Source organism: Klebsiella sp. HMSC09D12 (assembly GCF_001808475.1).
Lineage (GTDB): Bacteria > Pseudomonadota > Gammaproteobacteria > Enterobacterales > Enterobacteriaceae > Klebsiella > Klebsiella oxytoca.
The window spans coordinates 1-23556 of record NZ_KV793434.1 but is presented as its reverse complement, the minus strand read 5'-3'; the positions used below and the strand labels follow the sequence as shown (position 1 = coordinate 23556).

Here is a 23556-nt window from a genome sequence, read left to right as displayed (position 1 = left end):
AGCCAGGCAAAACGGATGATTACATCATTACTACATCAAACTGCTCTTGATTATAGAGCGGTTCAATTTGTACTTTGACCTGCTTACCGACAAAGATCTCGACTTCCGCCAGCGCATGCGACTCTTCCCCTTTCAGCGTTTCCGCTACCGCAGGAGAAGCATAGACCAGGAATCGGTCGGAATCGTAGGCGTGGTGTACGCGCACGATTTCACGCATGATTTCGTAGCACACCGTTTCTACCGTTTTCACCGTGCCGCGGCCATGGCAGGTCGGGCACTCATTGCACAGCACGTGCTCCACGCTTTCGCGGGTGCGCTTGCGGGTCATCTCCACCAGCCCAAGCTGAGAGAAGCCGTTTATGCTGGTTTTTACCCGATCCTTGCTCAGCGCCTGTTCCAGCGAATGCAGCACCCGCCGACGGTGATCCTCATTATTCATATCAATGAAATCAATGATGATAATACCGCCAAGATTACGCAGACGCAGCTGACGGGCAATGGCCTGGGTCGCCTCAATATTGGTATTAAAAATAGTATCGTCAAGATTACGGTGACCGACGAATGCTCCGGTATTGATATCGACGGTAGTCATCGCTTCCGTCTGGTCGATGATCAGATAACCGCCTGATTTCAGTTCAACTTTACGCTCCAGCGCGCGCTGGATTTCGTTTTCCACGTCAAAGAGATCGAAAATCGGCTGGCGGCCGCTGTAGTGCTCCAGCTTGCTGGTCATCTCCGGAATATATTCGGCGGTAAACTCAAGCAGCGATTCGTAGGTCAGACGGGAGTCTACGCGAATACGGTCAAGATGCGCATCGGCGAAATCACGTAGCACGCGCTGCGCCAGGGCCAGTTCACCGTACAGTTGATAACGCGTCTGCTGGCGCTTTTTGCGCTCCATGACTTTTGTCCAGACGCGCTTGAGGTAGGCGGCATCTGCGGCCATCTCCTGCTCATGTACCCCTTCAGCCGCGGTACGAATAATGAAACCGCCCTGTTCGTCACAGTATTCAGACACCACTTTTTTCAGGCGCTCACGTTCCGCTTCGCTTTCAATACGCTGAGAGACGCCGACGTGCGAAGCGCCTGGCATAAAGACCAGATAGCGAGAAGGAATGGTGATATCGGTGGTGAGACGGGCGCCTTTGGTACCCAGCGGGTCTTTCACCACCTGCACCATTAAATCCTGCCCCTGGCGCACCAGTTCGGAAATATCGCGAACGGTGAACTGTTTTTGCTCTTCGCCTGCCACGCATTCGGTGTGCGGCATAATATCGGAAGCGTGCAGAAACGCGGCTTTATCGAGGCCAATATCTACAAAAGCCGCCTGCATTCCCGGCAGCACCCGACTGACACGACCTTTGTAGATATTGCCTACTATTCCGCGTCGCGCTTCACGCTCAATATGAATTTCCTGAAGAATACCGCCATCAATATAAGCGACGCGCGTTTCCGATGGCGTTACGTTAACTAATAATTCAGCAGTCATCTTTATCCCTTTTCTTCACGCAGTGAGTTAAAGTTACTCAGCAACTCATACGTTTCCACCAGCGGTAAGCCCACTACGGCGTGATAGCTGCCATTTATCTTCCTGACAAAACAGCCACCCAACCCCTGAATACCGTATGCACCTGCTTTATCTAAAGGTTCGCCGCTGGCAACATAATCGGCGATATCCTGTACTGAGAGCACACGGAAAGTGACCTCCGTGACCACCAGGCAATCCAACGTCTGCTGCTTATCGGCCAGGGCCACGGCGGTCATCACCTGATGGGTTTTCCCGGAAAGCATACGCAGCATTTCGGCGGCGTGGCCGGCATCGCGCGGCTTCTCCAGCACTTCACCATTAAGGATGACAATGGTATCCGCTCCCAGTACGGGGAGATCAAGCGGCGCTAACGCCACTCCAGCCTGAGCCTTCTCACGCGCCAGACGTACAACATACTGCTGCGCGCTCTCCTGGGGACGGCGCTGTTCCTCAATACCGGGAATCACGCGTTCAAAAGAGAGACCGAGCTGAGTCAGCAGTTCCTGCCGACGGGGAGAGCCTGAAGCCAGATACAGAGTCGTCATATCAACCTTATTGCACCGCAAACTGCTGACGCACTTTACGCATTAGCAGGAAAATCCATGGCCAGAGCACACCGTTTACTACACTACTCCAGAACACTTCCGGGCGGAAAGAGACGTTGATCACTAAAAACTCTGCCCAGAAAACAATGATATCCACGGCGAGGGATAACATGACTACCACCAGCGCCTGTTGCCAGAGCGCCAGATTGCGGAACAGCTGATATTTCAGCGCGACCAGATAAGCCACAATACTTAATGATAGTGCGCGAACGCCAAGCGTCGAACCGCTAATGAGATCGAGGATTGCGCCCATCACAAAGCCTGTGCCGACGTTAACCCGATGGGGCAACGCAAGAATCCAGTACAACAGGATGAGAAATACCCAGTTTGGCCGGTAAACGCTAATGTCCGCCGGCCAGGGCATAATCTGCAACAAGAGTGCAATAAGGAACGAGAGCCAGATAACCCAGCGTCCCTGGCTACGGTAGCTTGCCACTATTGCCCCCCTGCAGGCAGAGGCTGCTGTGGCATACCGGTTGCTGGCGCCGGCATCTGCGGCCCCATCGCATCCGGCGCAGGCAGAACCTGCGGCATCATCTGCATCAGGCGCTCGTTCGCTACGCGATGAACCTCTTCCGGCGTCATGGGATTAGCTCCGTTGCGATCGGCGCCCCACAGCAGCAGCAGATAGCGCAAGCGCTGCAGACCGGCGGTCGGACGGGCCTGAATCACCGTGTACGCGCGCTGCGTATCCAGCTTAACGGAAGAGACCACGCCCACCGGATACCCTTCCGGGAAGCGGCCGCCGAGCCCCGAAGTCACAAGGACGTCGCCGACGCGAATATCAGTATTGGCCGGCAGATGTTCCAGCTGCAGATCGTCAGTACAACCGTTGCCTGCCGCAATCACGCGAATATCGTTACGCAGCACCTGAATCGGTAACGCATGAGTGGCATCGCAAATCAGCAGCACGCGGCTGGTCAGCTTCGCCACCGCGACCACCTGGCCGACGACGCCTTTATCGCTGATGACCGGCTGACCTTCATATACGCCGTTAACGCTGCCTTTATCGATAACAACCTGATCGCTGTATGGGTCGTTAACCGTTGAGATGACCTGGGTCACCATTTTTTGCTCGTCCTGACGCAGCGGAGAGCCCAGCAGCTCGCGCAGACGCGCGTTCTCCTGTTTATACTGACCCAGCATCAATAGATCGCTGTTTTTTAACAGCAGTTCCTGGCGCAGCGCGCGGTTTTCCAGTTCGAGCTGGTCGCGGGTGGCCAGCGTTTGCGAAACGCTATCCAGCAGTTCCCGGGGACCATTAGAGACAAAGTAGAAAGGGCTGACGGCAGTATCCATGTACGTTCGAATCTGGCTGAACGTACCCAGGCGGCTGTCGGCGATTATCACGCCAAGCGCCACCAAAACCGCCAGAATAAGGCGAATCTGTAGCGACGGGCCACGGCTAAAAATTGGCTTCATAGGCTATGCGTATTCTCGTGTCAGTTAAGACCGGGGCAGCCGTAAGCCAGCTACCCGGATCTCAGGCTGACTACTCTTCGCTGAACAAGTCGCCGCCGTGCATATCGATCATTTCCAGTGCCTTGCCGCCGCCACGAGCGACGCAGGTCAGTGGATCTTCTGCAACTACGACAGGAATTCCTGTCTCTTCCATTAACAGGCGGTCAAGGTTGCGCAGCAGCGCGCCGCCGCCGGTCAGAACCATACCGCGTTCGGAGATATCGGAAGCCAGTTCCGGCGGGCACTGCTCCAGCGCGACCATCACCGCGCTAACGATGCCGGTCAGCGGCTCCTGCAGCGCTTCGAGGATTTCATTGGAATTCAGCGTAAAGCCGCGTGGTACGCCTTCAGCAAGGTTGCGCCCGCGAACTTCGATTTCGCGAACTTCATCACCCGGATAAGCGGAACCGATCTCGTGTTTGATACGTTCTGCGGTCGCTTCGCCGATCAGGGAGCCATAGTTACGACGCACATAATTAATCACCGCTTCGTCAAAACGGTCGCCGCCGATACGTACGGAAGAGGAGTAGACCACGCCGTTCAGGGAGATGACCGCCACTTCAGTCGTCCCGCCACCGATATCCACAACCATCGAACCGGTTGCCTCGGAGACCGGCAGGCCTGCACCGATCGCAGCCGCCATCGGCTCTTCAATCAGGAAAACTTCACGGGCGCCAGCGCCCTGTGCGGATTCACGAATCGCGCGACGTTCAACCTGAGTCGCGCCAACCGGCACGCACACCAGCACGCGCGGGCTCGGACGCATAAAGCTGTTGCTGTGCACCTGTTTAATAAAGTGCTGAAGCATTTTTTCGGTAACGAAGAAGTCGGCAATAACGCCGTCTTTCATTGGGCGAATAGCTGCAATGTTGCCCGGTGTACGCCCAAGCATCTGCTTCGCTTCATGACCCACCGCTGCGACGCTTTTCGGCGATCCGGCACGATCCTGACGAATGGCCACCACGGAAGGCTCATTCAATACGATGCCTTGTCCTTTTACATAAATCAGGGTATTCGCGGTACCCAGGTCAATGGACAGGTCATTGGAAAACATGCCACGAAATTTTTTTAACATACTAAGGGATAATCCTGAAAGCTGGGGCGGAAAACAAAATCCGCTTACTTTACCAACCACGCGCAGCAGCGACAAGGCGCAAAAATCATCTGCTGCGGTGAAAATTAGTGCAGTTCGTTACCTTTGTTACAAATTTGACTGAGTCCGTCCGATGCCGAAATCTTCAGCAGCGCTCCGCGCTTGAATCTGCAACCTGTCAAAGGTCATTCACTGGCATTTACATTGCGACAATCCGGCAGGTAGACAAGCACACCCCCATCACTATGGCGCGCATTATTCTACGTGAAATCACGCTAAACGGCAGATCAAACAGAGTATCTTTGCGAATATTTTTTCACATTTGTGTCAAGTGGCTGTGAGGCGGCAAAAAATTCCCCCTGACCGCCGGTGACACCGCATTGAGACAGCACCTGCCACTCGCTACGGCTGAGCACGCCGGTTGCGAAAACCTGAACCGGCATCCCCTTACAGGCTTCCACCAGACTCTGCACCAGCAGCTGATTCTCACTGCGTTTTTCTATATTGCGCGATAACCCCGAATGCAGCTTGATAACCTCAACGTCGAGCTGCTTAATCCAGCTGGTTCCAACCAGCGTCAGACCAGCCTGAACTACGGCAACTCGAACACCTAAAGCATTAACCAACCGCATAACCGGCTGCAGGCGGCCGATATATTGACAAACATCCGCCTCTGCAAGTTCAAAAATAATACGCCGACGTTGCGATTTTTCGCATTGCATCAAAGTATCGCGCAGCCAGCGCTGGAAGCGGGGGCGAATTAATGACTCAACCGTCACCTGTAGCGCGAGATTTTCTTCCGGCCAGAAGCCTAAAAACGGCAGCAACCGGGTGATTTGCAGGCGGTCATACTCTTCCGCCAGACCGAACTGCAGTACCATCGGCATATATTCCGCCGCGATAACTTCTTCCTTGCCATCGTAAAGACGACACATTAGCTCGCGGTGGTGTACGCGACCGTCACGCGTTACGGCAGGTTTCTGGTAGAGACGCGGTCCGCCGCGGCTGAGCATTTGCTCGATAAGCGTGCGCCAGCGGACGTTGCCGCGCCCCTTTTCCGGGAGAGAGTCATCGTAGACGGCCCAGCTGTTGCTACCCTGCAATACCGCATTGCGCGTTGCTGCTTCCGCATGCTCCATCACCTGGGCTGCCGTTTGTCCGCTACGGAAGGCGCAGATCCCGATATGCATCATGTCGTCACGATCGAGAATTCGCGTTGGCGGCAGGGCATCCATAGCCTTCAATAGCAATCCGGCGATGCTATCCGCCTCTTTTAACGTGCGATGAGGGAGCAGAACGGCAAAATCGCTTCGGTGATAGCGGGCCAGCAGCGCGCCGGGATAACGCATAATAAAGGTGGAAAGCATGTTGATCAGCGTAAAGTAATGCTCTTCAGTCGCTGTACGCCCCCAGTTATCGCGCAGCAGGTCGAAATCCGGCAGGCGGATCATCATAACAATACCGTACGACCCCACCTTCTCCTGATCTTCAAGCAGCGTCGACAGCTGATTATCAAAGAACAATCGGTTACTGAGTCCGGTTTTTGAATCCTGCGCAACGTAAGAACGAATCAGGGTATCCATGCGGCTTCGCTGATCGCTGGCAAACTGCAGTTCTGATAGCAGCGTATCTAACGCACTGCTGGTGTTGACTGGCCATTCGTGTACCGACCCGCGCACCTGCGGGCCGCGTTCGCCGTTAAGAATACGCACAGAGCGAAGCTCCAGTAGCTCCTGGCCCGCCAGCTGACGACGGATCCAGCGCACGGAAAAAAAGATAATCAGCACCATGAAACCAATGGCGATGGAAAGCGGCGCGGTAACGTGCAGCGAACGGAAATAATTGGCCATCGGATCCAGATAAACCAGATGGATAACCATGCCCGGGTGCTTGAGCGACGGCACGGTGATACTACGGAACTGATTGCTGCTGCCTAACGGACGATAGTTATCGTTGCGGGAATGGCTATAGACTGATTTGCCATTAAGCTGAAAATCAACGTGCACGACTTCGACCGGCGTCATCAGCTCATCCATCTGCGGTTCTAACTGGTCAAAAGATATAGAGACCAGGCGGTTATCCAGCATCGTTGCCACCGCCTGAACGCGGTTGGTCATTTTTATCTGAATACCGTTATAAAAACTCAGCGAAGCGCCAATCAGCGTGACAAAGATAGTCAGGCTGGTGAGTAACGTGACAAAGGCTGAGAATTTCGTCGTTAATCGCATCCCTGTGTTAACTCCGCGAGTGAATGAGTGCCCGATAAACATCCGGGCTCCAGTGCTGGCGCCTAAACTAAAGTAAGCACTAACTTTCTAAAGAGCGACGCATACTACCAAAGCTGGCGTATCTGGCAATTTATTGCGTTACATCGGTGTAATAATGCCGTTAGCGAGTATAGTCTGCAGAAAAATTTTTCCAATCATCCAACCTACGAGGACCGGCGCATGCAGGCTTTAATCTTAGAACAGCAGGATGGCAAAACTCTCTCTTCGGTGCAAACCATTGACGCCAGCCAGCTGCCGCAGGGCGATGTGACAGTGGATATCGAGTGGTCCAGCCTTAACTATAAAGATGCGCTGGCGATCACCGGTAAAGGAAAAATCATCCGCAACTTTCCGATGATTCCTGGCATCGATTTTGCCGGTTCGGTCCACAGCAGCGAAGATCCTCGCTTTCATGCGGGCCAGCAGGTGCTGCTCACCGGATGGGGCGTTGGCGAAAACCACTGGGGCGGTCTGGCGGAACGCGCTCGCGTTAAAGGCGACTGGCTGGTAGCAATGCCTCAAGGGCTGAATGGGCGTAAAGCCATGACCATTGGTACCGCGGGCTTCACCGCTATGCTGTGCGTGATGGCGCTGGAAGATGCCGGAATTCGTCCTGAAGATAGCGAAATTGTGGTTACCGGGGCCAGCGGCGGCGTCGGCAGCACCGCAGTCGCTTTACTGCATCAGCTGGGGTACAAGGTAGCGGCGGTTTCCGGGCGCGAAAGCACCCATGAATATTTGAAAGCCCTCGGCGCGCAGCGCATCCTTGACCGAGATGAGTTCGCCGAAACCCGCCCGCTGGAAAAGCAGCTGTGGGCCGGCGCTGTTGACACGGTTGGCGATAAAGTACTGGCAAAAGTACTGGCGCAAATGAATTACGGCGGCTGCGTTGCAGCCTGCGGCCTCGCCGGTGGATTTGCGCTGCCGACCACCGTGATGCCGTTTATTCTGCGCAATGTACGCCTGCAGGGCGTTGACTCGGTGATGACCCCGCCCGCCCGCCGGGCTGAAGCCTGGCAAAGGCTGGTCCGCGATCTACCGGAATCGTTCTATGCGCACAGCGCAACCGAAATCACCCTCGCCGAAGCCCCTGAGTTTGCTGAAAAGATTATGACCAATAAGATTCAGGGCCGCACGCTGGTTAAAATCGCCTAATCTGCAATTTTTCGTGACATATTCGCAATAACGCCTCGCCTCCGTCATGCTTAGAAAAAACGCATGACGGAGGATGCTATGAAACCCAAAAAACTGACAGAAGCCGACGTTACGGCAGAATCCGTTTTTATGCTGCAACGTCGCCAGGTCCTGAAAATGCTGGGCATCAGCGCGACCGCCCTTTCCCTTACCCCCTCCGCGCAAGCCGATCTGCTGGATTGGTTTAAAGGCAACGATCGCCCGCCGGCGCCGGCGGGCAAAGCGCTAACGTTCGAAAAACCGGCGCAATGGCAAAATAACCTGCCGCTCACGCCGGAGGATAAAGTTGCTGGTTACAACAACTTTTATGAGTTCGGTCTGGATAAAGCCGATCCGGCGGCGAATGCCGGCAGCCTGCGCACCGATCCCTGGACGCTGACGATCGGTGGCGAAGTGGCAAAACCGCTCACGCTCGATCATGACGACCTGACCAGCCGATTCCCGCTGGAAGAACGAATTTATCGAATGCGCTGCGTAGAAGCCTGGTCGATGGTGGTTCCGTGGGTCGGTTTCCCGCTCCATAAGCTGCTGTCGCTGGTCGAACCCACCAGCAATGCTCGCTACGTTGCATTTAAAACGCTTTATGCTCCTGAGCAGATGCCGGGTCAAAAGGACCGTTTTATCGGCGGCGGTCTGGCGTATCCCTACGTTGAAGGACTGCGGCTCGATGAAGCAATGCATCCTCTGACGCTGCTCAGCGTGGGCGTGTATGGCAAGGCGCTGCCCCCGCAGAACGGTGCGCCGGTTCGGCTCACCGTGCCCTGGAAGTACGGCTTCAAAGGGATTAAGTCCATCGTCAGTATTGAGCTCACCCGTGAGCGTCCGCCCACCACCTGGAATCTGGCCGGGCCCGAAGAGTATGGCTTCTACGCCAACGTTAATCCGCATGTCGATCATCCCCGCTGGTCGCAGGCGACTGAGCGTTTTATCGGCGCCGGCGGCGTACTCGACGTTAAACGCCAGCCAACGCTGCTGTTCAACGGCTATGCCGAAGAAGTGGCGTCGCTCTATCGGGGCCTGAATTTGCGGGAGAACTACTAGTGCGCCTGAACGTAAAGCAGATAACCTGGCTGAAAGTGCTTCTCCATCTGGCTGGCTTTTTGCCCGTTGTCTGGCTGTTCTGGGCCGGGCAGCAGGGCTATTTCAGCGCCGACCCGGCAAAGGATATTCAGCACTTTACCGGTAGGATGGCTCTTAAATTCCTGCTGGCTACCTTGCTTGTTTCGCCGCTGGCGCGCTACGCTAAACAGCCGTTATTGATACGCACCCGGCGCTTACTTGGCTTATGGTGCTTTGCCTGGGCTACGCTGCATTTAACCAGCTATACGCTGCTCGAACTCGGGATTAACAATCTGGCGCTTTTGGGTTCAGAAGTTATCAGCAGGCCTTACCTGACGCTGGGTTTACTCAGCTGGCTGATTCTGCTGGCGCTGGCGGCGACCTCCACCCAGGCGATGCAGCGGAAATTAGGCCGCCGTTGGCAAACATTGCATAACTTCGTCTATGTTGTCGCGATCCTTGCGCCGATTCACTACCTGTGGTCGGTGAAGATTTTATCCCCGCAGCCGATCATTTATGCGCTGCTGGCACTGCTGCTTTTAGCATGGCGATACAAGAAGTTTCGCCAGTGGTGGCGCTGATTCCGGATATGTGCAGTTTCCCGCAGTTCTTTTATCAACCGCCCCACTTTACACGATAGCGGTTGATAATCTTCTCTGATAAGACCAGTATTTAGCTGCCAAATGCTACGAAATCGTTATAATGTGCGACTTTGGTTTTCCTTACGGGCTTTTTGAGTCCCGAAAAGGTGACAATCGCGTATCGAAGGTATATTTTGTTTTTTACCCGAGAATGGCAGAAGATGGCCGCATGTTGGCCGGTAAGTTTCGCTTTTTGCTTTCGGGCAGCCGGAGCGTAACCTGTCGACTTATGCCCAATGGCGGCGTCATGAATCAGCAGTAATTCATATGCTTTACAGACGGTGCTAACACGCCTGTCACAATCACACTAAACAAAGAGTACGGAACCCACTCATGGATATTCGTAAGATTAAAAAACTGATCGAGCTGGTTGAAGAATCAGGTATCTCCGAACTGGAAATTTCTGAAGGCGAAGAGTCGGTACGCATTAGCCGTGCCGCGCCAAACGCAGGTTTCCCGGTGATGCAACAGGCTTATGCCGCACCGATGATGCAGCAACAGCCGGCTCTGTCTAACGCAGTCGCAACTGCGGCCACTCCAGCAATGGAAGCCCCTGCGGCAGCGGAAATCAGTGGTCACATCGTACGTTCCCCAATGGTTGGTACTTTCTACCGCACCCCGAGCCCGGACGCGAAAGCCTTCATCGAAATCGGTCAGAAAGTTAACGCGGGCGATACCCTGTGCATCGTTGAAGCCATGAAAATGATGAACCAGATCGAAGCCGATAAATCCGGCGTGGTGAAAGCCATTCTGGTCGAAAGTGGTCAACCGGTAGAATTTGACGAGCCACTGGTCGTCATCGAATAACGAGGCGAACATGCTGGATAAAATTGTTATCGCCAACCGCGGCGAGATTGCATTGCGTATCCTGCGTGCCTGTAAAGAACTGGGCATCAAGACCGTTGCTGTGCACTCAACGGCGGATCGCGATTTAAAACACGTATTGTTAGCGGATGAGACGGTCTGTATTGGCCCGGCTCCGTCCGTAAAAAGTTACCTCAATATCCCGGCTATCATTAGCGCAGCTGAAATCACCGGCGCGGTGGCTATTCACCCGGGTTATGGTTTTCTGTCCGAAAACGCTAACTTCGCTGAGCAGGTTGAGCGTTCCGGCTTTATCTTTATCGGTCCGAAAGCAGACACTATCCGCCTGATGGGCGACAAAGTCTCTGCCATTACCGCAATGAAGAAAGCGGGCGTTCCAACCGTACCGGGCTCTGACGGCCCGCTGGGTGAAGATATGGACGTTAACCGCGCCCATGCCAAACGCATTGGCTACCCGGTGATTATCAAAGCCTCCGGCGGCGGCGGCGGTCGCGGTATGCGCGTCGTGCGCAGCGATGCTGAGCTGGCTCAATCCATCTCCATGACCAAAGCGGAAGCAAAAGCCGCTTTTAACAACGACATGGTGTATATGGAGAAATACCTGGAGAATCCTCGCCACATCGAGATCCAGGTACTGGCTGACGGTCAGGGCAACGCTATCTATCTGGCTGAGCGCGACTGCTCCATGCAGCGTCGTCACCAGAAGGTCGTCGAAGAGGCACCGGCGCCGGGCATTACTCCGGAACTGCGTCGCTATATCGGCGAGCGTTGCTCCAAAGCATGCGTCGATATCGGCTATCGCGGGGCGGGTACTTTTGAGTTCCTGTTCGAAAACGGCGAGTTCTATTTCATCGAAATGAACACCCGTATTCAGGTAGAACACCCGGTAACCGAGATGATCACCGGCGTCGATCTGATTAAAGAACAGCTGCGCATCGCTGCTGGTCAGCCGCTGTCCATCAAGCAGGAAGAAGTTATGGTTAAAGGCCATGCGGTGGAATGCCGTATCAACGCCGAAGACCCGAACACCTTCCTGCCGAGCCCGGGTAAAATTACCCGCTTCCACGCGCCGGGCGGTTTTGGCGTACGCTGGGAGTCTCATATCTACGCAGGCTACACCGTACCTCCGTACTATGACTCAATGATCGGCAAGCTGATCTGCTATGGTGAAAACCGTGATGTCGCGATTGCCCGCATGAAAAATGCGCTGCAGGAGCTGATTATCGATGGCATCAAAACCAACGTAGATCTGCAGATCCGCATCATGAACGACGAACATTTCCAGAATGGTGGCACCAATATCCACTATCTGGAGAAAAAACTCGGATTGCAGGAGAAGTAATTCTCTTACTGCTGCAAAAGGCCGGATAATCCGGCCTTTTTTCTTTTTCTCTCCTCTCCGCTTTTCCATGCGGTACAATCCCCGCTTTCTTCATCCTCAAGGGACAAAAAATGGACAAACGTTTTGTTCAGGCCCATAAAGAGGCGCGCTGGGCGCTGTGGCTAACCCTTCTTTATCTTGCGGCCTGGCTGGCTGCCGCCTATTTGCCGGGCGTCGGTATTGGCATAACCGGCCTGCCGCACTGGTTTGAAATGGCCTGCCTGCTGGTACCGCTGGTGTTTATCCTGCTGTGCTGGGCAATGGTAAAACTGATTTATCGCGATATTCCTCTGGAGGATGACGATGCAGCTTGAAGTCATACTGCCGCTTGTCGCCTACCTGCTGGTGGTGTTTGCTCTCTCCATCTATGCGATGCGTAAGCGCGTAACGGGTTCCTTCCTGAACGAGTATTTCCTCGGTAGCCGCTCGATGGGCGGCATTGTATTAGCCATGACGCTTACGGCTACCTATATCAGCGCAAGCTCGTTTATAGGCGGCCCCGGCGCGGCCTATAAATATGGTCTCGGCTGGGTACTGCTGGCGATGATCCAGCTTCCTGCTATCTGGCTCTCGCTGGGAATTTTGGGTAAGAAATTCGCCATTCTGGCGCGACGTTATAATGCCGTAACGCTGAACGATATGCTCTTTGCCCGCTATCAAAGCCGCCTGCTGGTCTGGCTTGCGAGCCTGAGCCTACTGGTTGCTTTTGTTGGGGCAATGACGGTGCAGTTCATCGGCGGGGCGCGCCTGCTGGAAACCGCGGCGGGCATCCCCTACGAAACCGGCCTGCTGATTTTTGGCGTCAGTATCGCACTTTATACCGCGTTCGGCGGTTTTCGTGCCAGCGTCCTCAATGACACCCTCCAGGGGATGGTAATGCTGATAGGAACGATTGTTCTGCTGGTTGGCGTCGTGCATGCGGCTGGCGGGCTACATAATGCGGTAGAAACGCTGCAAACTATCGATCCTAAGCTGGTCTCTCCGCAGGGTGCTGATGATATTCTTTCTCCCACCTTTATGACCTCTTTTTGGGTGCTGGTCTGCTTCGGGGTGATTGGCCTTCCGCACACCGCCGTTCGCTGCATCTCCTATAAAGACAGCAAAGCGGTTCACCGGGGAATTATCATTGGCACAGTAGTCGTCGCGATCCTGATGTTTGGTATGCACCTTGCTGGAGCGCTCGGCCGCGCGGTGATCCCGGATCTGACGGTGCCGGATCTGGTCATCCCTACCCTCATGGTGAAAGTATTGCCGCCATTTGCCGCCGGGATCTTCCTCGCTGCGCCAATGGCCGCCATTATGTCGACGATCAACGCTCAACTGCTGCAAAGTTCCGCTACGATCATTAAAGATCTGTATCTGAATCTGCGCCCCGAGCAGATAACAAATGAAACCCGGTTGAAGCGGATGTCGGCAACGATCACCCTGCTGTTGGGCGCTTTACTGCTGCTGGCAGCCTGGCGTCCGCCTGAGATGATTATCTGGCTCAACCTGCTGGCGTTCGGCGGCCTGGAGGCCGTGTTCTTATGGCCGCTGGTGCTGGGCCTGTACTGGGAACGAGCGAACGCGAAAGGCGCATTGAGCGCGATGATCGTCGGCGGCGTACTCTATGCCATACTCGCCACTTTTAATCTTCAGTACCTGGGCTTCCATCCGATAGTGCCCTCGTTACTGTTAAGTTTATTGGCTTTCCTGGTCGGAAACCGCTTCGGAACCTCCGCCCCGCAAGCCGCCGTATTGACTACTGATAAATAAAGAGTTTTGCCATGCCATGGATCCAACTGAAACTGAACACTACCGGCGCGAACGCGGAAGAACTGAGCGATGCGCTGATGGAAGCGGGTTCCGTTTCCATTACTTTCCAGGATACGCACGACACGCCGGTATTCGAACCTCTGCCGGGCGAGACCCGTCTGTGGGGCGATACTGATGTTATCGGCCTGTTTGACGCTGAAACAGACATGCAAGAAGTGGTCGCGATTCTGGAGCAGCATCCGCTGCTGGGCGCCGGTTTCGTGCATAAAATCGAACAACTGGAAGATAAAGACTGGGAGCGCGAATGGATGGATAACTTCCACCCTATGTGCTTCGGTAAACGCCTGTGGATCTGCCCGAGCTGGCGCGATGTGCCGGATGAAAACGCCGTTAACGTGATGCTCGATCCGGGCCTGGCGTTTGGTACCGGTACGCATCCCACAACGGCAATGTGCCTCGAATGGCTGGATGGACTCGATCTCGCAGGCAAAACGATCATCGATTTTGGCTGCGGCTCAGGCATTCTGGCCATTGCGGCCTTAAAGCTGGGCGCAGCGAAAGCGATTGGTATTGATATCGATCCGCAGGCGATTCAGGCCAGCCGCGATAACGCCGAGCGCAACGGGGTCTCTGAACGCCTGGAACTGTATCTGCCTAAAGATCAGCCAGAGGCGATGAAAGCCGATGTCGTGGTCGCAAACATTCTGGCTGGCCCATTACGCGAGCTAGCCCCGCTTATCAGCGTGCTGCCGGTTACAGGCGGTCTGCTGGGGCTTTCCGGCATCCTTGCCAGCCAGGCGGAAAGCGTTTGTGAGGCATACGCCTACCTCTTTAATCTCGATCCCGTCGTGGAGAAAGAGGAGTGGTGCCGGATTACCGGTATTAAAAAGTAATCTCTCCTTGTGGCCTCATCGCAGGCCACAACTTTTCGCGTTTTCTGTACAAAATCATTCGCCCAATAAGAATAAGATGATGCGGTAACATATTGTAGTTACCAATAAAATCATCATCTTATTCATTGGACGAATTATATGAAAACATCTTTAGGCAAGGCGGCATTGTTGGTGTTAAGCATGATGCCCATTACGGTTTTTGCTTCCCATTGGGGCTATGAAGGCGAAGGTTCGCCGGAGCACTGGGGAGCGCTCAGTGAAGAGTACAAAACCTGCCAGAGCGGCATGAACCAATCTCCCATCAACATCGATACCACGTTCAAAGCGCACCTGTCACCGTTGGAAACCCACTATATTGATGGCCCAATTACGCTCATCAACAATGGTCACACCATTCAGGCCGGGTTAAAAACTACCACAGCGGACACCATTACAATTGACGGTACGCCATTTACCCTTCAGCAGTTCCATTTCCATGCCCCGAGCGAAAATACCGTTCACGGTAAGCACTATGCGATGGAGATGCACCTGGTCCATACCAACGCTCAAGGAGCCATCACTGTCGTAGCGGTGATGTTTGACCAGGGGGCGGAAAATAGTGAGCTGAACAAACTGTGGGCCACTATGCCGGAAAAAGCGGAGCAGAATGCGAAGATCAGCACGCAAATGGACCTCAACGCCCTGCTTCCTGCGGACAAGACATACTGGCGATTCAGCGGCTCTCTGACTACTCCGCCCTGCTCTGAAGGGGTAACCTGGATTGTCCTTAAGCATCCGCTAACGTTGTCTGCCGCGCAGCTGGCAAAATTTAGCCACACCATGCATCACGATAATAATCGTCCGGTGCAGCCGCTGAATGGTCGCGTCGTCATTGAGTAAACATCAGATACGCTTCACGATCATGTTCTGAAATGAGAGCTAACTCACATAAAGCCAAGATAATTTGCTGATTAATTCAGCAGATTATCTTGTCCACACCCCAGGCCGGGAAGAAAAAATGAGAAGTTATGCAAAAATATATGTGTAGATAAATTCATCACATATTTTTAATGCAATGATTTATAAAGCTAATTATTCATGAGCGCCGACCTGGACGGCGATTCTTTGATCCACCTCAGTGGATTGCTCAAAGTTTGGCCTTTCATCTCGTGCAAAAAATGCGTAATATACGCCGCCTTGCAGTCACAGTATGGTCATTTCTTAACTCATGCGCATCGGACACTACCAGCTCAGAAATCGACTTATCGCAGCGCCTATGGCTGGCATTACTGACAGACCATTCCGGACGCTGTGTTACGAGATGGGAGCAGGGTTGACCGTATCCGAGATGATGTCCTCCAACCCGCAGGTCTGGGAGAGCGACAAGTCCCGCTTACGGATGGTGCACGTTGATGAGCCCGGTATTCGTACCGTGCAAATCGCCGGCAGCGTGCCGGAAGAGATGGCTGCAGCCGCCCGTATTAACGTGGAAAGCGGCGCCCAAGTTATTGATATCAATATGGGGTGTCCGGCTAAAAAAGTGAATCGTAAGCTTGCAGGTTCAGCCCTCTTGCAGTACCCCGACCAGGTGAAGTCGATCCTGACGGCGGTCGTCAAAGCAGTGGACGTTCCCGTAACTCTCAAGATTCGCACCGGTTGGGAACCGGAACACCGTAACTGTGTAGAAATTGCCCAACTGGCTGAAGAATGTGGCATTCAGGCTCTGACTATTCACGGACGCACCCGCGCCTGCTTGTTTAACGGAGACGCTGAGTACGACAGTATTCGGGCAGTTAAGCAGAAAGTTTCCATTCCGGTTATCGCGAATGGCGACATTACTGACCCGCTTAAAGCCAGAGCCGTGCTCGACTATACGGGGGCTGATGCCCTTATGATAGGCCGTGCGGCTCAGGGAAGACCCTGGATCTTTCGGGAAATCCAGCACTATCTGGACACTGGAGAGCTGCTGCCCCCGCTGCCCCTGGCAGAGGTTAAGCGCTTGCTTTGTGCACACGTTCGGGAACTGCATGGCTTTTACGGCCACGCAAAAGGGTACCGAATCGCACGCAAACACGTATCCTGGTATCTGCAGGAACACGCTCCAGATGACCAGTTTCGGCGCACATTCAACGCCATAGAAGATTCCAGCGAACAGCTGGAGGCGTTGGAGGCATACTTCGAAAATTTTGCGTAATAGAAATAAAGAGCTGACAGAACTATGTTCGAACAACGCGTAAATTCTGACGTACTGACCGTTTCTACCGTTAACTCTCAGGATCAGGTAACTCAAAAGCCCCTGCGTGACTCGGTTAAACAGGCACTGAAGAACTATTTTGCTCAACTGAACGGTCAGGATGTTAATGACCTGTATGAGCTGGTACTGGCTGAAGTAGAACAGCCCCTGTTGGACATGGTGATGCAATACACCCGCGGTAACCAGACCCGTGCTGCCCTGATGATGGGCATCAACCGTGGTACTCTGCGTAAAAAACTGAAAAAATACGGCATGAACTGATACTAATCAGTTAAATGTTTGATATAAAAGGCGCTCTTCGGCATGGGGAAGCGCCTTTTTTATTACATCCGCTTTAATGATTGACTATCGCCTGTAGCCCGCGGGTTCCGCAAAGGACCGACATAATATTATCAACCAAAGCGGGAGCCTGATGATACAGGTCGAATTTTCCGGGCTCTACGAGCCAGTTTTTAATAATACCGACAAATGCGCTATGTAATATAATTAATGAAATTTCAACGTTGGTTTCCTCTGGTAATAATCCGTTACGAATGCAGAGCTGTAAAACACTGCGAATAACGGGATAGCTAAAACCAATTTTTTTGCGAATCTCAGCCTCGGATATCATCTCGCTGGAAAACTCACACTTCTGATACAGAATTTGCATTAGCGCACGTTGACGGGGATTAATGGCGATATATTGCAGACCGATAATAAATTTTTCTCGTAGCCTGCTGAGCGGGTCCTGAGCGTGTGAAGAGGTAAATTCATGTTTAAGCAGATCACGTAACGGAAGCTGCTGTTGCCACATTTCATTAAAGAGTTCCGCTTTGCTGGAAAAGTGCCAGTAGACTGCTCCCCGCGTCACGCCAGCAGCATCAGCGATATCGGCTAACGTTGTACCGGTCACGCCGCGTAGGGCAAATTGTTGAATGGCTGACTCAATCAAAAGCTGCCGCGTCTTTAGCGCATCTTCTTTCGTTCTTCTAGGCATACGGTGCTCCGCTCTACGCCAGATTAAGAGTGTGGGAAATAAGTGAATACGTATAAACCTAACATCTGACAATGAATATTGTTTAGCAAAAATACAGATAAGTTAAATCTCAAGTGAAATGCAAATAAATACATCACAAGAATAATTAAAAGAAATTTATTCACTAACTAAATATCAGTGTAAGCAAATTTTAATTTGAGATCATTCTCAAAACATAATCACCGATATTTTGTTTTTGCGTGCCTTGCTGATGGCTAAAAAATAACTATTTCTTACATCCACCGTTTTTTATTTGTAGGATACCAAACCGCATTTTAATTCATTATTTCTTGCACAGATTCGTGGCCAAGCCTGGCTCAAAATCTATAAGGAACAGCAATGACACGTCACGTCAGGGTTACACTTTTATCCAGCCTCATCATCCCGGCCCTCCTGCTCAGCGGCTGTGATGATTCAGGCGATCGGCAACCGCATGCGCAGATACCTCAGGTCTCCGTTTATGTGGTGAACAGCGCGCCGCTGTCCGTGACCACGGAGCTACCTGGCCGGACATCAGCTTACCGCGTAGCGGAAGTTCGCCCGCAGGTTAGCGGCATTATCCTGCATCGTAACTTTGTCGAAGGTAGCGATGTCGCCGCTGGACAGTCTCTCTATCAAATCGATCCGGCGACCTATCAGGCAGCTTATAACAGCGCAAAGGGTGATGAAGCGAAAGCAGAGGCCGCAGCGGCTATCGCCCATTTAACGGTCAAACGTTATGCGCCTCTTCTCGGCACAAAATATATCAGTCAGCAGGAATACGATCAGGCAGTAGCGACGGCCCGCCAGGCGGATGCCGATGTTATCGCAACAAAAGCCGCCGTTGAAAGCGCGCGCATTGATTTGGCGTACACCAAAGTGACTTCACCTATCGGCGGTCGCATCGGCAAATCCAGCGTAACCGAAGGCGCACTGGTGACAAATGGTCAGGCTGATGCAATGGCGACGATACAGCAGCTCGATCCTATTTATGTTGATGTTACCGAGTCCAGTAATGATTTCATGCGCCTGAAGCAGGAGAGTCTGCAGCAGGGCAGTGGCACTAAAAGCGTGCAGCTGATTATGGAAAACGGTCAACCTTATGCGCTGCGGGGCACCCTGCAGTTCTCCGATGTTACGGTAGATGAGAGCACCGGCTCTATTACGCTGCGCGCGATCTTCCCCAACCCACAGCATGCTCTGCTGCCAGGAATGTTTGTTCGCGCTCGCATCGACGAAGGTATTTCACCAGACGCTATTCTCGTTCCTCAGCAGGGGGTAACCCGTACGCCGCGCGGTGATGCCAGCGTGATGCTCGTCAATGACAAAAACCAGGTTGAAACGCGGCCAGTCACCGCCTCGCAGGCGATTGGCGATAAGTGGTTAATCACGAGCGGTCTGAAAGCCGGTGAAAAGGTCATTGTCAGCGGTCTGCAGAAAGTGCGTCCCGGCGTCACAGTGAAGGCCGAAGAGGATACCGCGACGACTGTCGCGCAATAAGGTACGAATCCCTATGTCTAAGTTTTTTATCCATCGCCCGGTTTTCGCCTGGGTGCTGGCAATCATCATGATGATTGCCGGCGGCCTCGCGATTATGCAGCTCCCGATAGCACAATACCCGACCATCGCACCGCCTGCGGTCGCTATCTCCGCCACCTACCCTGGCGCGGATGCCCAAACCGTACAGGATACGGTGACTCAGGTTATCGAACAGAACATGAACGGTATTGATAACCTGATGTATATGTCCTCAACCAGCGATTCCGCCGGCGGCATGACCATTACGCTGACCTTTACCTCGGGTACGGATCCGGATATTGCGCAAGTTCAGGTACAGAATAAACTCCAGCTGGCAACGCCGCTACTGCCTCAGGAAGTACAGCAGCAGGGGATTAGCGTCGAGAAATCAAGCAGTAGCTTCTTAATGGTCGCTGGTTTCATCTCCGATAACCCCAGCACCACTCAGGATGATATCTCTGACTATGTGGCCTCGAACGTCAAAGATACTATCAGCCGCCTTAACGGCGTGGGTGATGTACAGCTCTTCGGCGCACAGTATGCAATGCGCATCTGGCTGGATGGAAACCTGCTGAATAAGTACAATTTGACGCCTGTTGACGTCATTAACCAGCTTAAAATCCAAAACGATCAGATTGCTGCAGGGCAGCTTGGCGGCACTCCGGCCCTTAAAGGCCAGCAGCTAAATGCATCCATCATTGCCCAGACGCGATTGAAGGACCCCGCAGAATTTGGCAAAGTAACTCTGCGAGTGAACGCCGACGGGTCAGTCGTGCATCTGAAAGATGTGGCACGCATTGAGCTGGGCGGAGAAAACTATAACGTCGTCGCAAGAATCAATGGCAAGCCAGCTTCAGGCCTGGGAATTAAACTTGCGACCGGCGCTAATGCCCTTGATACCGCCGCGGCGATAAAAGCGAAGCTTGCCGAACTGCAGCCGTACTTCCCACAGGGGATGAAGGTCGTCTATCCTTACGACACCACGCCGTTTGTGAAAATCTCTATCCACGAGGTGGTGAAGACGCTATTTGAAGCCATCATCCTCGTCTTCCTTGTGATGTATCTGTTCTTACAGAATATCCGGGCTACTCTGATCCCCACTATCGCGGTTCCGGTCGTTCTGCTTGGCACCTTTGCCGTGCTAGCAACATTCGGTTACTCCATCAATACGCTAACGATGTTTGGCATGGTGCTGGCAATAGGCCTGCTGGTCGACGATGCTATCGTGGTAGTGGAAAACGTCGAACGCGTGATGGTAGAAGAGAAGCTCTCCCCAAAAGAGGCGACGGAAAAGTCGATGTCGCAAATCCAGGGGGCATTGGTGGGTATTGCCATGGTGCTATCGGCGGTGTTTGTCCCGATGGCCTTCTTTGGCGGCTCTACGGGGGCGATTTATCGGCAGTTTTCTATCACCATCGTCTCCGCGATGGCGCTGTCCGTACTGGTGGCGCTGATCCTGACCCCCGCGCTTTGTGCCACCTTACTGAAACCCGCATCAGCCGATCATCATGAGAAAAAAGGATTTTTTGGCTGGTTTAATGCGAAATTCGATCGTAGCGTAAATCACTACACCAACAGCGTGAGTGGGATCCTGCGCTGTACCGGGCGCTATCTGATCATCTATTTGCTAATCGTTGTGGGTATGGCGGTATTGTTTATGCGCCTGCCCACCTCTTTCTTGCCGGATGAGGATCAGGGGGTATTTATGACCATGATCCAGCTCCCTTCAGGCGCAACGCAGGAACGCACGCAGAAGGTTCTTGATACGGTTACCGATTACTATCTGCATAAAGAGAAGGCGAACGTTGAAAGCGTCTTTACCGTTAACGGCTTTAGCTTTAGCGGCCAGGGCCAAAACTCCGGTATGGCGTTTGTCAGCCTGAAGCCATGGGAAGAGCGCAGCGGCGCAGAGAATGGCGTTGAGGCAATCATCAAACGGGCTACCGTTGCCTTTAGTCAGATTAAAGATGCTATGGTCTTTCCTTTCAACCTGCCGGCAATTATCGAGCTGGGTACGGCTACCGGTTTTGATTTTGAGCTTATCGATCAGGGTAACCTGGGCCATAGCGCATTAACCCAGGCCCGTAATCAACTTCTGGGTATGGTGAGAGAATACCCTGACCAGCTGGTACGCGTTCGCCCCAACGGGCTCGAAGACACGCCGCAATTCAAGCTTGATGTCGATCAGGAGAAAGCTCAGGCTCTGGGTATTTCGCTATCCGATATCAATGAGACCATTTCCGCGGCGCTAGGGGGCTACTACGTTAACGACTTTATTGACCATGGACGCGTGAAAAAAGTCTACGTTCAGGCCGATGCTAAATTCCGTATGCTGCCGAGCGATATCAATAATATGTACGTTCGCAGCGCGAACGGCGAGATGGTCCCGTTCTCCGCATTCGTGACCTCGCGCTGGGTTTATGGTTCACCGCGCCTGGAGCGCTACAATGGTTTACCCTCTATGGAAGTTTTGGGGGAAGCGGCGCCGGGGAAAAGTACCGGTGATGCGATGATTTTAATGGAACAGCTAGCCAGCAAGCTTCCTGCCGGTATTGGTTACGACTGGACGGGAATGTCCTATCAAGAACGTTTATCGGGTAATCAGGCGCCAGCCCTGTATGCCATTTCGCTGATTGTCGTCTTTCTGTGTCTTGCGGCGCTTTATGAAAGCTGGTCGATTCCCTTCTCTGTCATGCTCGTCGTACCATTAGGCGTTGTTGGAGCATTACTCGCGGCGTCGTTACGCGGGCTTAATAATGACGTTTATTTCCAGGTAGGTTTATTAACCACTATTGGCCTCTCTGCGAAAAACGCGATTCTTATCGTTGAGTTTGCCAAAGACCTGATGGATAAAGAAGGCAAGGGCATTATCGAAGCCGCACTGGAAGCATCCCGTATGCGTCTACGTCCTATCCTGATGACTTCCCTTGCTTTTATTTTGGGTGTTCTGCCTCTGGTTATTAGCCATGGCGCAGGCAGCGGAGCTCAAAATGCAGTAGGTACCGGAGTTATGGGCGGAATGCTGACGGCAACATTGCTGGCTATATTCTTTGTCCCGGTCTTCTTTGTGGTAGTAAGGCGGCGCTTTACCAGGCACATAGACTAAATATTCTTTCCAGGGCACCCATCCGGTGCCTTTTTTCTTGCCTGAAAAATAAATACCTATCTCACTGATATTAAATATATTTATTATTCTTTAACCTACCCTCGCCCCGCAATCCACATTATTTACTCATAATCATCTGTCTTTCTTAATAATATTTACGTTAGTCATAAAATGAGATTATTTACTCTGGCGGCCAACTATATTTCTGATGATAAAATAAGCTGTTCCGTATGTACGTGGGTTCGCCACTACAGCGAAGCGGATTATTTAGAGGTAACATCATGAACAAATTTATTATAGTGGCATTGCTGGCTACGCTACTTGCCGGCTGTGCACATGACTCTCCATGCGTACCGGTTTATGACTCTGAAGGTAGACTCGTCCATACCAATACTTGTGTGAAAGGAACAACTCAGGATAACTGGGAAACCGCTGGCGCGATTGCCGGCGGCGCAGCCGCGGTAGCTGGCCTGACGCTCGGTATTGTAGCTTTAACCCGTTAACGCCTTCTCTTCTCTGCCATAAAAGGTACCGGAGGGTTATCCGGTACCGCTTCCCCGAAGGTAAGTTCCGCGATGCTTAACGGTATCACCCGCGACTAAAGGCCGGGCAAAGCCCCTCCCCTCAGATAACGTCAAACGGATAAATTGCCACTACTAGCCAGGAAAAAAGATATTTACGCAGGAGCGAAAACGCAAAGAGCCCATCCTGACGGATGGGCTCTTTACTTGTTTGATGCCTGGCAATGCCCTACTCTCACATGGGGAGACCCCACACTACCATCGGCGCTACGGCGTTTCACTTCTGAGTTCGGCATGGGGTCAGGTGGGACCACCGCGCTATCGTTGCCAGGCAAATTCTTTTCAAATCGCCGAACTTTAACCTAAAAACTGGTGCTGATACCCAGAGTCGAACTGGGGACCTCACCCTTACCAAGGGTGCGCTCTACCAACTGAGCCATATCAGCACACTTAATTTGATGCCTGGCAGTTCCCTACTCTCA

21 protein-coding genes, 1 tRNA gene and 1 rRNA gene are annotated in these 23556 nt (G+C 52.9%); 14 read left to right on the top strand and 9 right to left on the bottom strand.

Features of this window, described 5'->3' with window-relative positions; translation table 11 throughout:
* Positions 1 to 19: 19 nt before the first annotated feature.
* The 6 genes from rng to csrD form a co-directional block, all read right to left on the bottom strand.
* Positions 20 to 1489 (bottom strand): ribonuclease G, encoded by a 1470-nt coding sequence (rng, locus tag HMPREF3178_RS07590; RefSeq protein ID WP_004106246.1) that lies wholly within the window; start codon positions 1487 to 1489, stop codon positions 20 to 22.
* 2 nt (positions 1490 to 1491) lie between these two features.
* Positions 1492 to 2073, bottom strand: coding sequence for a Maf family protein (locus HMPREF3178_RS07585; protein WP_004106247.1), 582 nt, complete (start codon positions 2071 to 2073; stop codon positions 1492 to 1494).
* A 7-nt stretch (positions 2074 to 2080) separates the two neighbouring features.
* Positions 2081 to 2569 carry a rod shape-determining protein MreD gene (mreD, locus tag HMPREF3178_RS07580; protein ID WP_004106250.1) on the bottom strand — a complete coding sequence of 163 codons (489 nt, stop codon included), beginning with the start codon at positions 2567 to 2569 and terminating at the stop codon, positions 2081 to 2083.
* Complete coding sequence (gene mreC, locus HMPREF3178_RS07575; protein WP_004106252.1) at positions 2569 to 3555, bottom strand: rod shape-determining protein MreC; 987 nt, start codon at positions 3553 to 3555, stop codon at positions 2569 to 2571. Before mreC ends, mreD begins: the two co-directional genes overlap by 1 nt.
* Before the next feature lie 70 nt (positions 3556 to 3625).
* Positions 3626 to 4669, bottom strand: a complete 1044-nt coding sequence (mreB, locus tag HMPREF3178_RS07570; protein ID WP_002918653.1) for a rod shape-determining protein MreB — start codon at positions 4667 to 4669, stop codon at positions 3626 to 3628.
* 305 nt (positions 4670 to 4974) lie between these two features.
* Positions 4975 to 6915 (bottom strand): RNase E specificity factor CsrD, encoded by a 1941-nt coding sequence (gene csrD, locus HMPREF3178_RS07565; protein WP_026055898.1) that lies wholly within the window; start codon positions 6913 to 6915, stop codon positions 4975 to 4977.
* Positions 6916 to 7134: 219 nt separating this feature from the next.
* Here csrD and HMPREF3178_RS07560 point away from each other — a divergent pair, with 219 nt between their 5' ends.
* The 11 genes from HMPREF3178_RS07560 (at position 7135) to fis (ending at position 17196) form a co-directional block, all read left to right on the top strand.
* Positions 7135 to 8109 (top strand): acrylyl-CoA reductase (NADPH), encoded by a 975-nt coding sequence (locus HMPREF3178_RS07560; protein ID WP_017145336.1) that lies wholly within the window; start codon positions 7135 to 7137, stop codon positions 8107 to 8109.
* Between the two features lie 78 nt (positions 8110 to 8187).
* Entirely contained in the window at positions 8188 to 9189 is a 1002-nt protein-coding gene (gene msrP, locus HMPREF3178_RS07555; RefSeq protein ID WP_004106261.1) for a protein-methionine-sulfoxide reductase catalytic subunit MsrP, read from the top strand.
* Positions 9189 to 9788, top strand: coding sequence for a protein-methionine-sulfoxide reductase heme-binding subunit MsrQ (gene msrQ, locus HMPREF3178_RS07550; RefSeq protein WP_004106263.1), 600 nt, complete (start codon positions 9189 to 9191; stop codon positions 9786 to 9788). Before msrP ends, msrQ begins: the two co-directional genes overlap by 1 nt.
* A 393-nt stretch (positions 9789 to 10181) precedes the next feature.
* Positions 10182 to 10655 carry an acetyl-CoA carboxylase biotin carboxyl carrier protein gene (gene accB, locus HMPREF3178_RS07545; protein WP_004106265.1) on the top strand — a complete coding sequence of 158 codons (474 nt, stop codon included), beginning with the start codon at positions 10182 to 10184 and terminating at the stop codon, positions 10653 to 10655.
* Positions 10656 to 10665: 10 nt separating this feature from the next.
* The gene (accC, locus tag HMPREF3178_RS07540) at positions 10666 to 12015 is read left to right on the top strand and encodes an acetyl-CoA carboxylase biotin carboxylase subunit (protein ID WP_004106267.1); all 1350 of its coding nucleotides are present in this window, start codon (positions 10666 to 10668) and stop codon (positions 12013 to 12015) included.
* Between the two features lie 110 nt (positions 12016 to 12125).
* On the top strand, positions 12126 to 12368 hold the full coding sequence (locus tag HMPREF3178_RS07535; protein WP_004106269.1) for a YhdT family protein: 243 nt from the start codon (positions 12126 to 12128) through the stop codon (positions 12366 to 12368).
* A complete protein-coding gene (gene panF / locus HMPREF3178_RS07530) occupies positions 12358 to 13809 on the top strand; it encodes a sodium/pantothenate symporter (protein ID WP_004106270.1) in 1452 nt (483 codons plus the stop codon). The genes HMPREF3178_RS07535 and panF overlap by 11 nt, the downstream gene beginning before the upstream one ends.
* A gap of 11 nt (positions 13810 to 13820) precedes the next feature.
* Positions 13821 to 14702, top strand: coding sequence for a 50S ribosomal protein L11 methyltransferase (prmA, locus tag HMPREF3178_RS07525; RefSeq protein WP_017145335.1), 882 nt, complete (start codon positions 13821 to 13823; stop codon positions 14700 to 14702).
* A gap of 138 nt (positions 14703 to 14840) precedes the next feature.
* Positions 14841 to 15581, top strand: coding sequence for a carbonic anhydrase (locus HMPREF3178_RS07520; RefSeq protein ID WP_004106274.1), 741 nt, complete (start codon positions 14841 to 14843; stop codon positions 15579 to 15581).
* 328 nt (positions 15582 to 15909) lie between these two features.
* On the top strand, positions 15910 to 16875 hold the full coding sequence (dusB, locus tag HMPREF3178_RS07515) for a tRNA dihydrouridine synthase DusB (RefSeq protein WP_017145334.1): 966 nt from the start codon (positions 15910 to 15912) through the stop codon (positions 16873 to 16875).
* Positions 16876 to 16899: 24 nt separating this feature from the next.
* Complete coding sequence (gene fis, locus HMPREF3178_RS07510; RefSeq protein WP_000462905.1) at positions 16900 to 17196, top strand: DNA-binding transcriptional regulator Fis; 297 nt, start codon at positions 16900 to 16902, stop codon at positions 17194 to 17196.
* Between the two features lie 73 nt (positions 17197 to 17269).
* Here the strand turns inward: fis and envR are convergent, their stop codons facing one another.
* On the bottom strand, positions 17270 to 17911 hold the full coding sequence (gene envR, locus HMPREF3178_RS07505) for an acrEF/envCD operon transcriptional regulator (protein WP_017145333.1): 642 nt from the start codon (positions 17909 to 17911) through the stop codon (positions 17270 to 17272).
* Between the two features lie 378 nt (positions 17912 to 18289).
* On the opposite strand from envR, the gene HMPREF3178_RS07500 reads away from it, so the two are divergent.
* From HMPREF3178_RS07500 to HMPREF3178_RS07490, 3 genes are all read left to right on the top strand, one after another.
* Positions 18290 to 19429 carry an efflux RND transporter periplasmic adaptor subunit gene (locus HMPREF3178_RS07500; RefSeq protein WP_017145332.1) on the top strand — a complete coding sequence of 380 codons (1140 nt, stop codon included), beginning with the start codon at positions 18290 to 18292 and terminating at the stop codon, positions 19427 to 19429.
* Positions 19430 to 19442: 13 nt separating this feature from the next.
* On the top strand, positions 19443 to 22553 hold the full coding sequence (locus HMPREF3178_RS07495) for an efflux RND transporter permease subunit (protein WP_017145331.1): 3111 nt from the start codon (positions 19443 to 19445) through the stop codon (positions 22551 to 22553).
* A 281-nt stretch (positions 22554 to 22834) separates the two neighbouring features.
* Positions 22835 to 23056: a putative periplasmic lipoprotein gene (locus tag HMPREF3178_RS07490; protein ID WP_004106283.1), complete on the top strand. Its 222-nt coding sequence runs from the start codon at positions 22835 to 22837 to the stop codon at positions 23054 to 23056.
* 234 nt (positions 23057 to 23290) lie between these two features.
* Here HMPREF3178_RS07490 and rrf read toward each other — a convergent pair.
* Positions 23291 to 23406 (bottom strand): 5S ribosomal RNA (gene rrf / locus HMPREF3178_RS07485).
* A 38-nt stretch (positions 23407 to 23444) separates the two neighbouring features.
* Positions 23445 to 23520, bottom strand: a tRNA-Thr gene (locus HMPREF3178_RS07480).
* Positions 23521 to 23556: the final 36 nt, after the last annotated feature.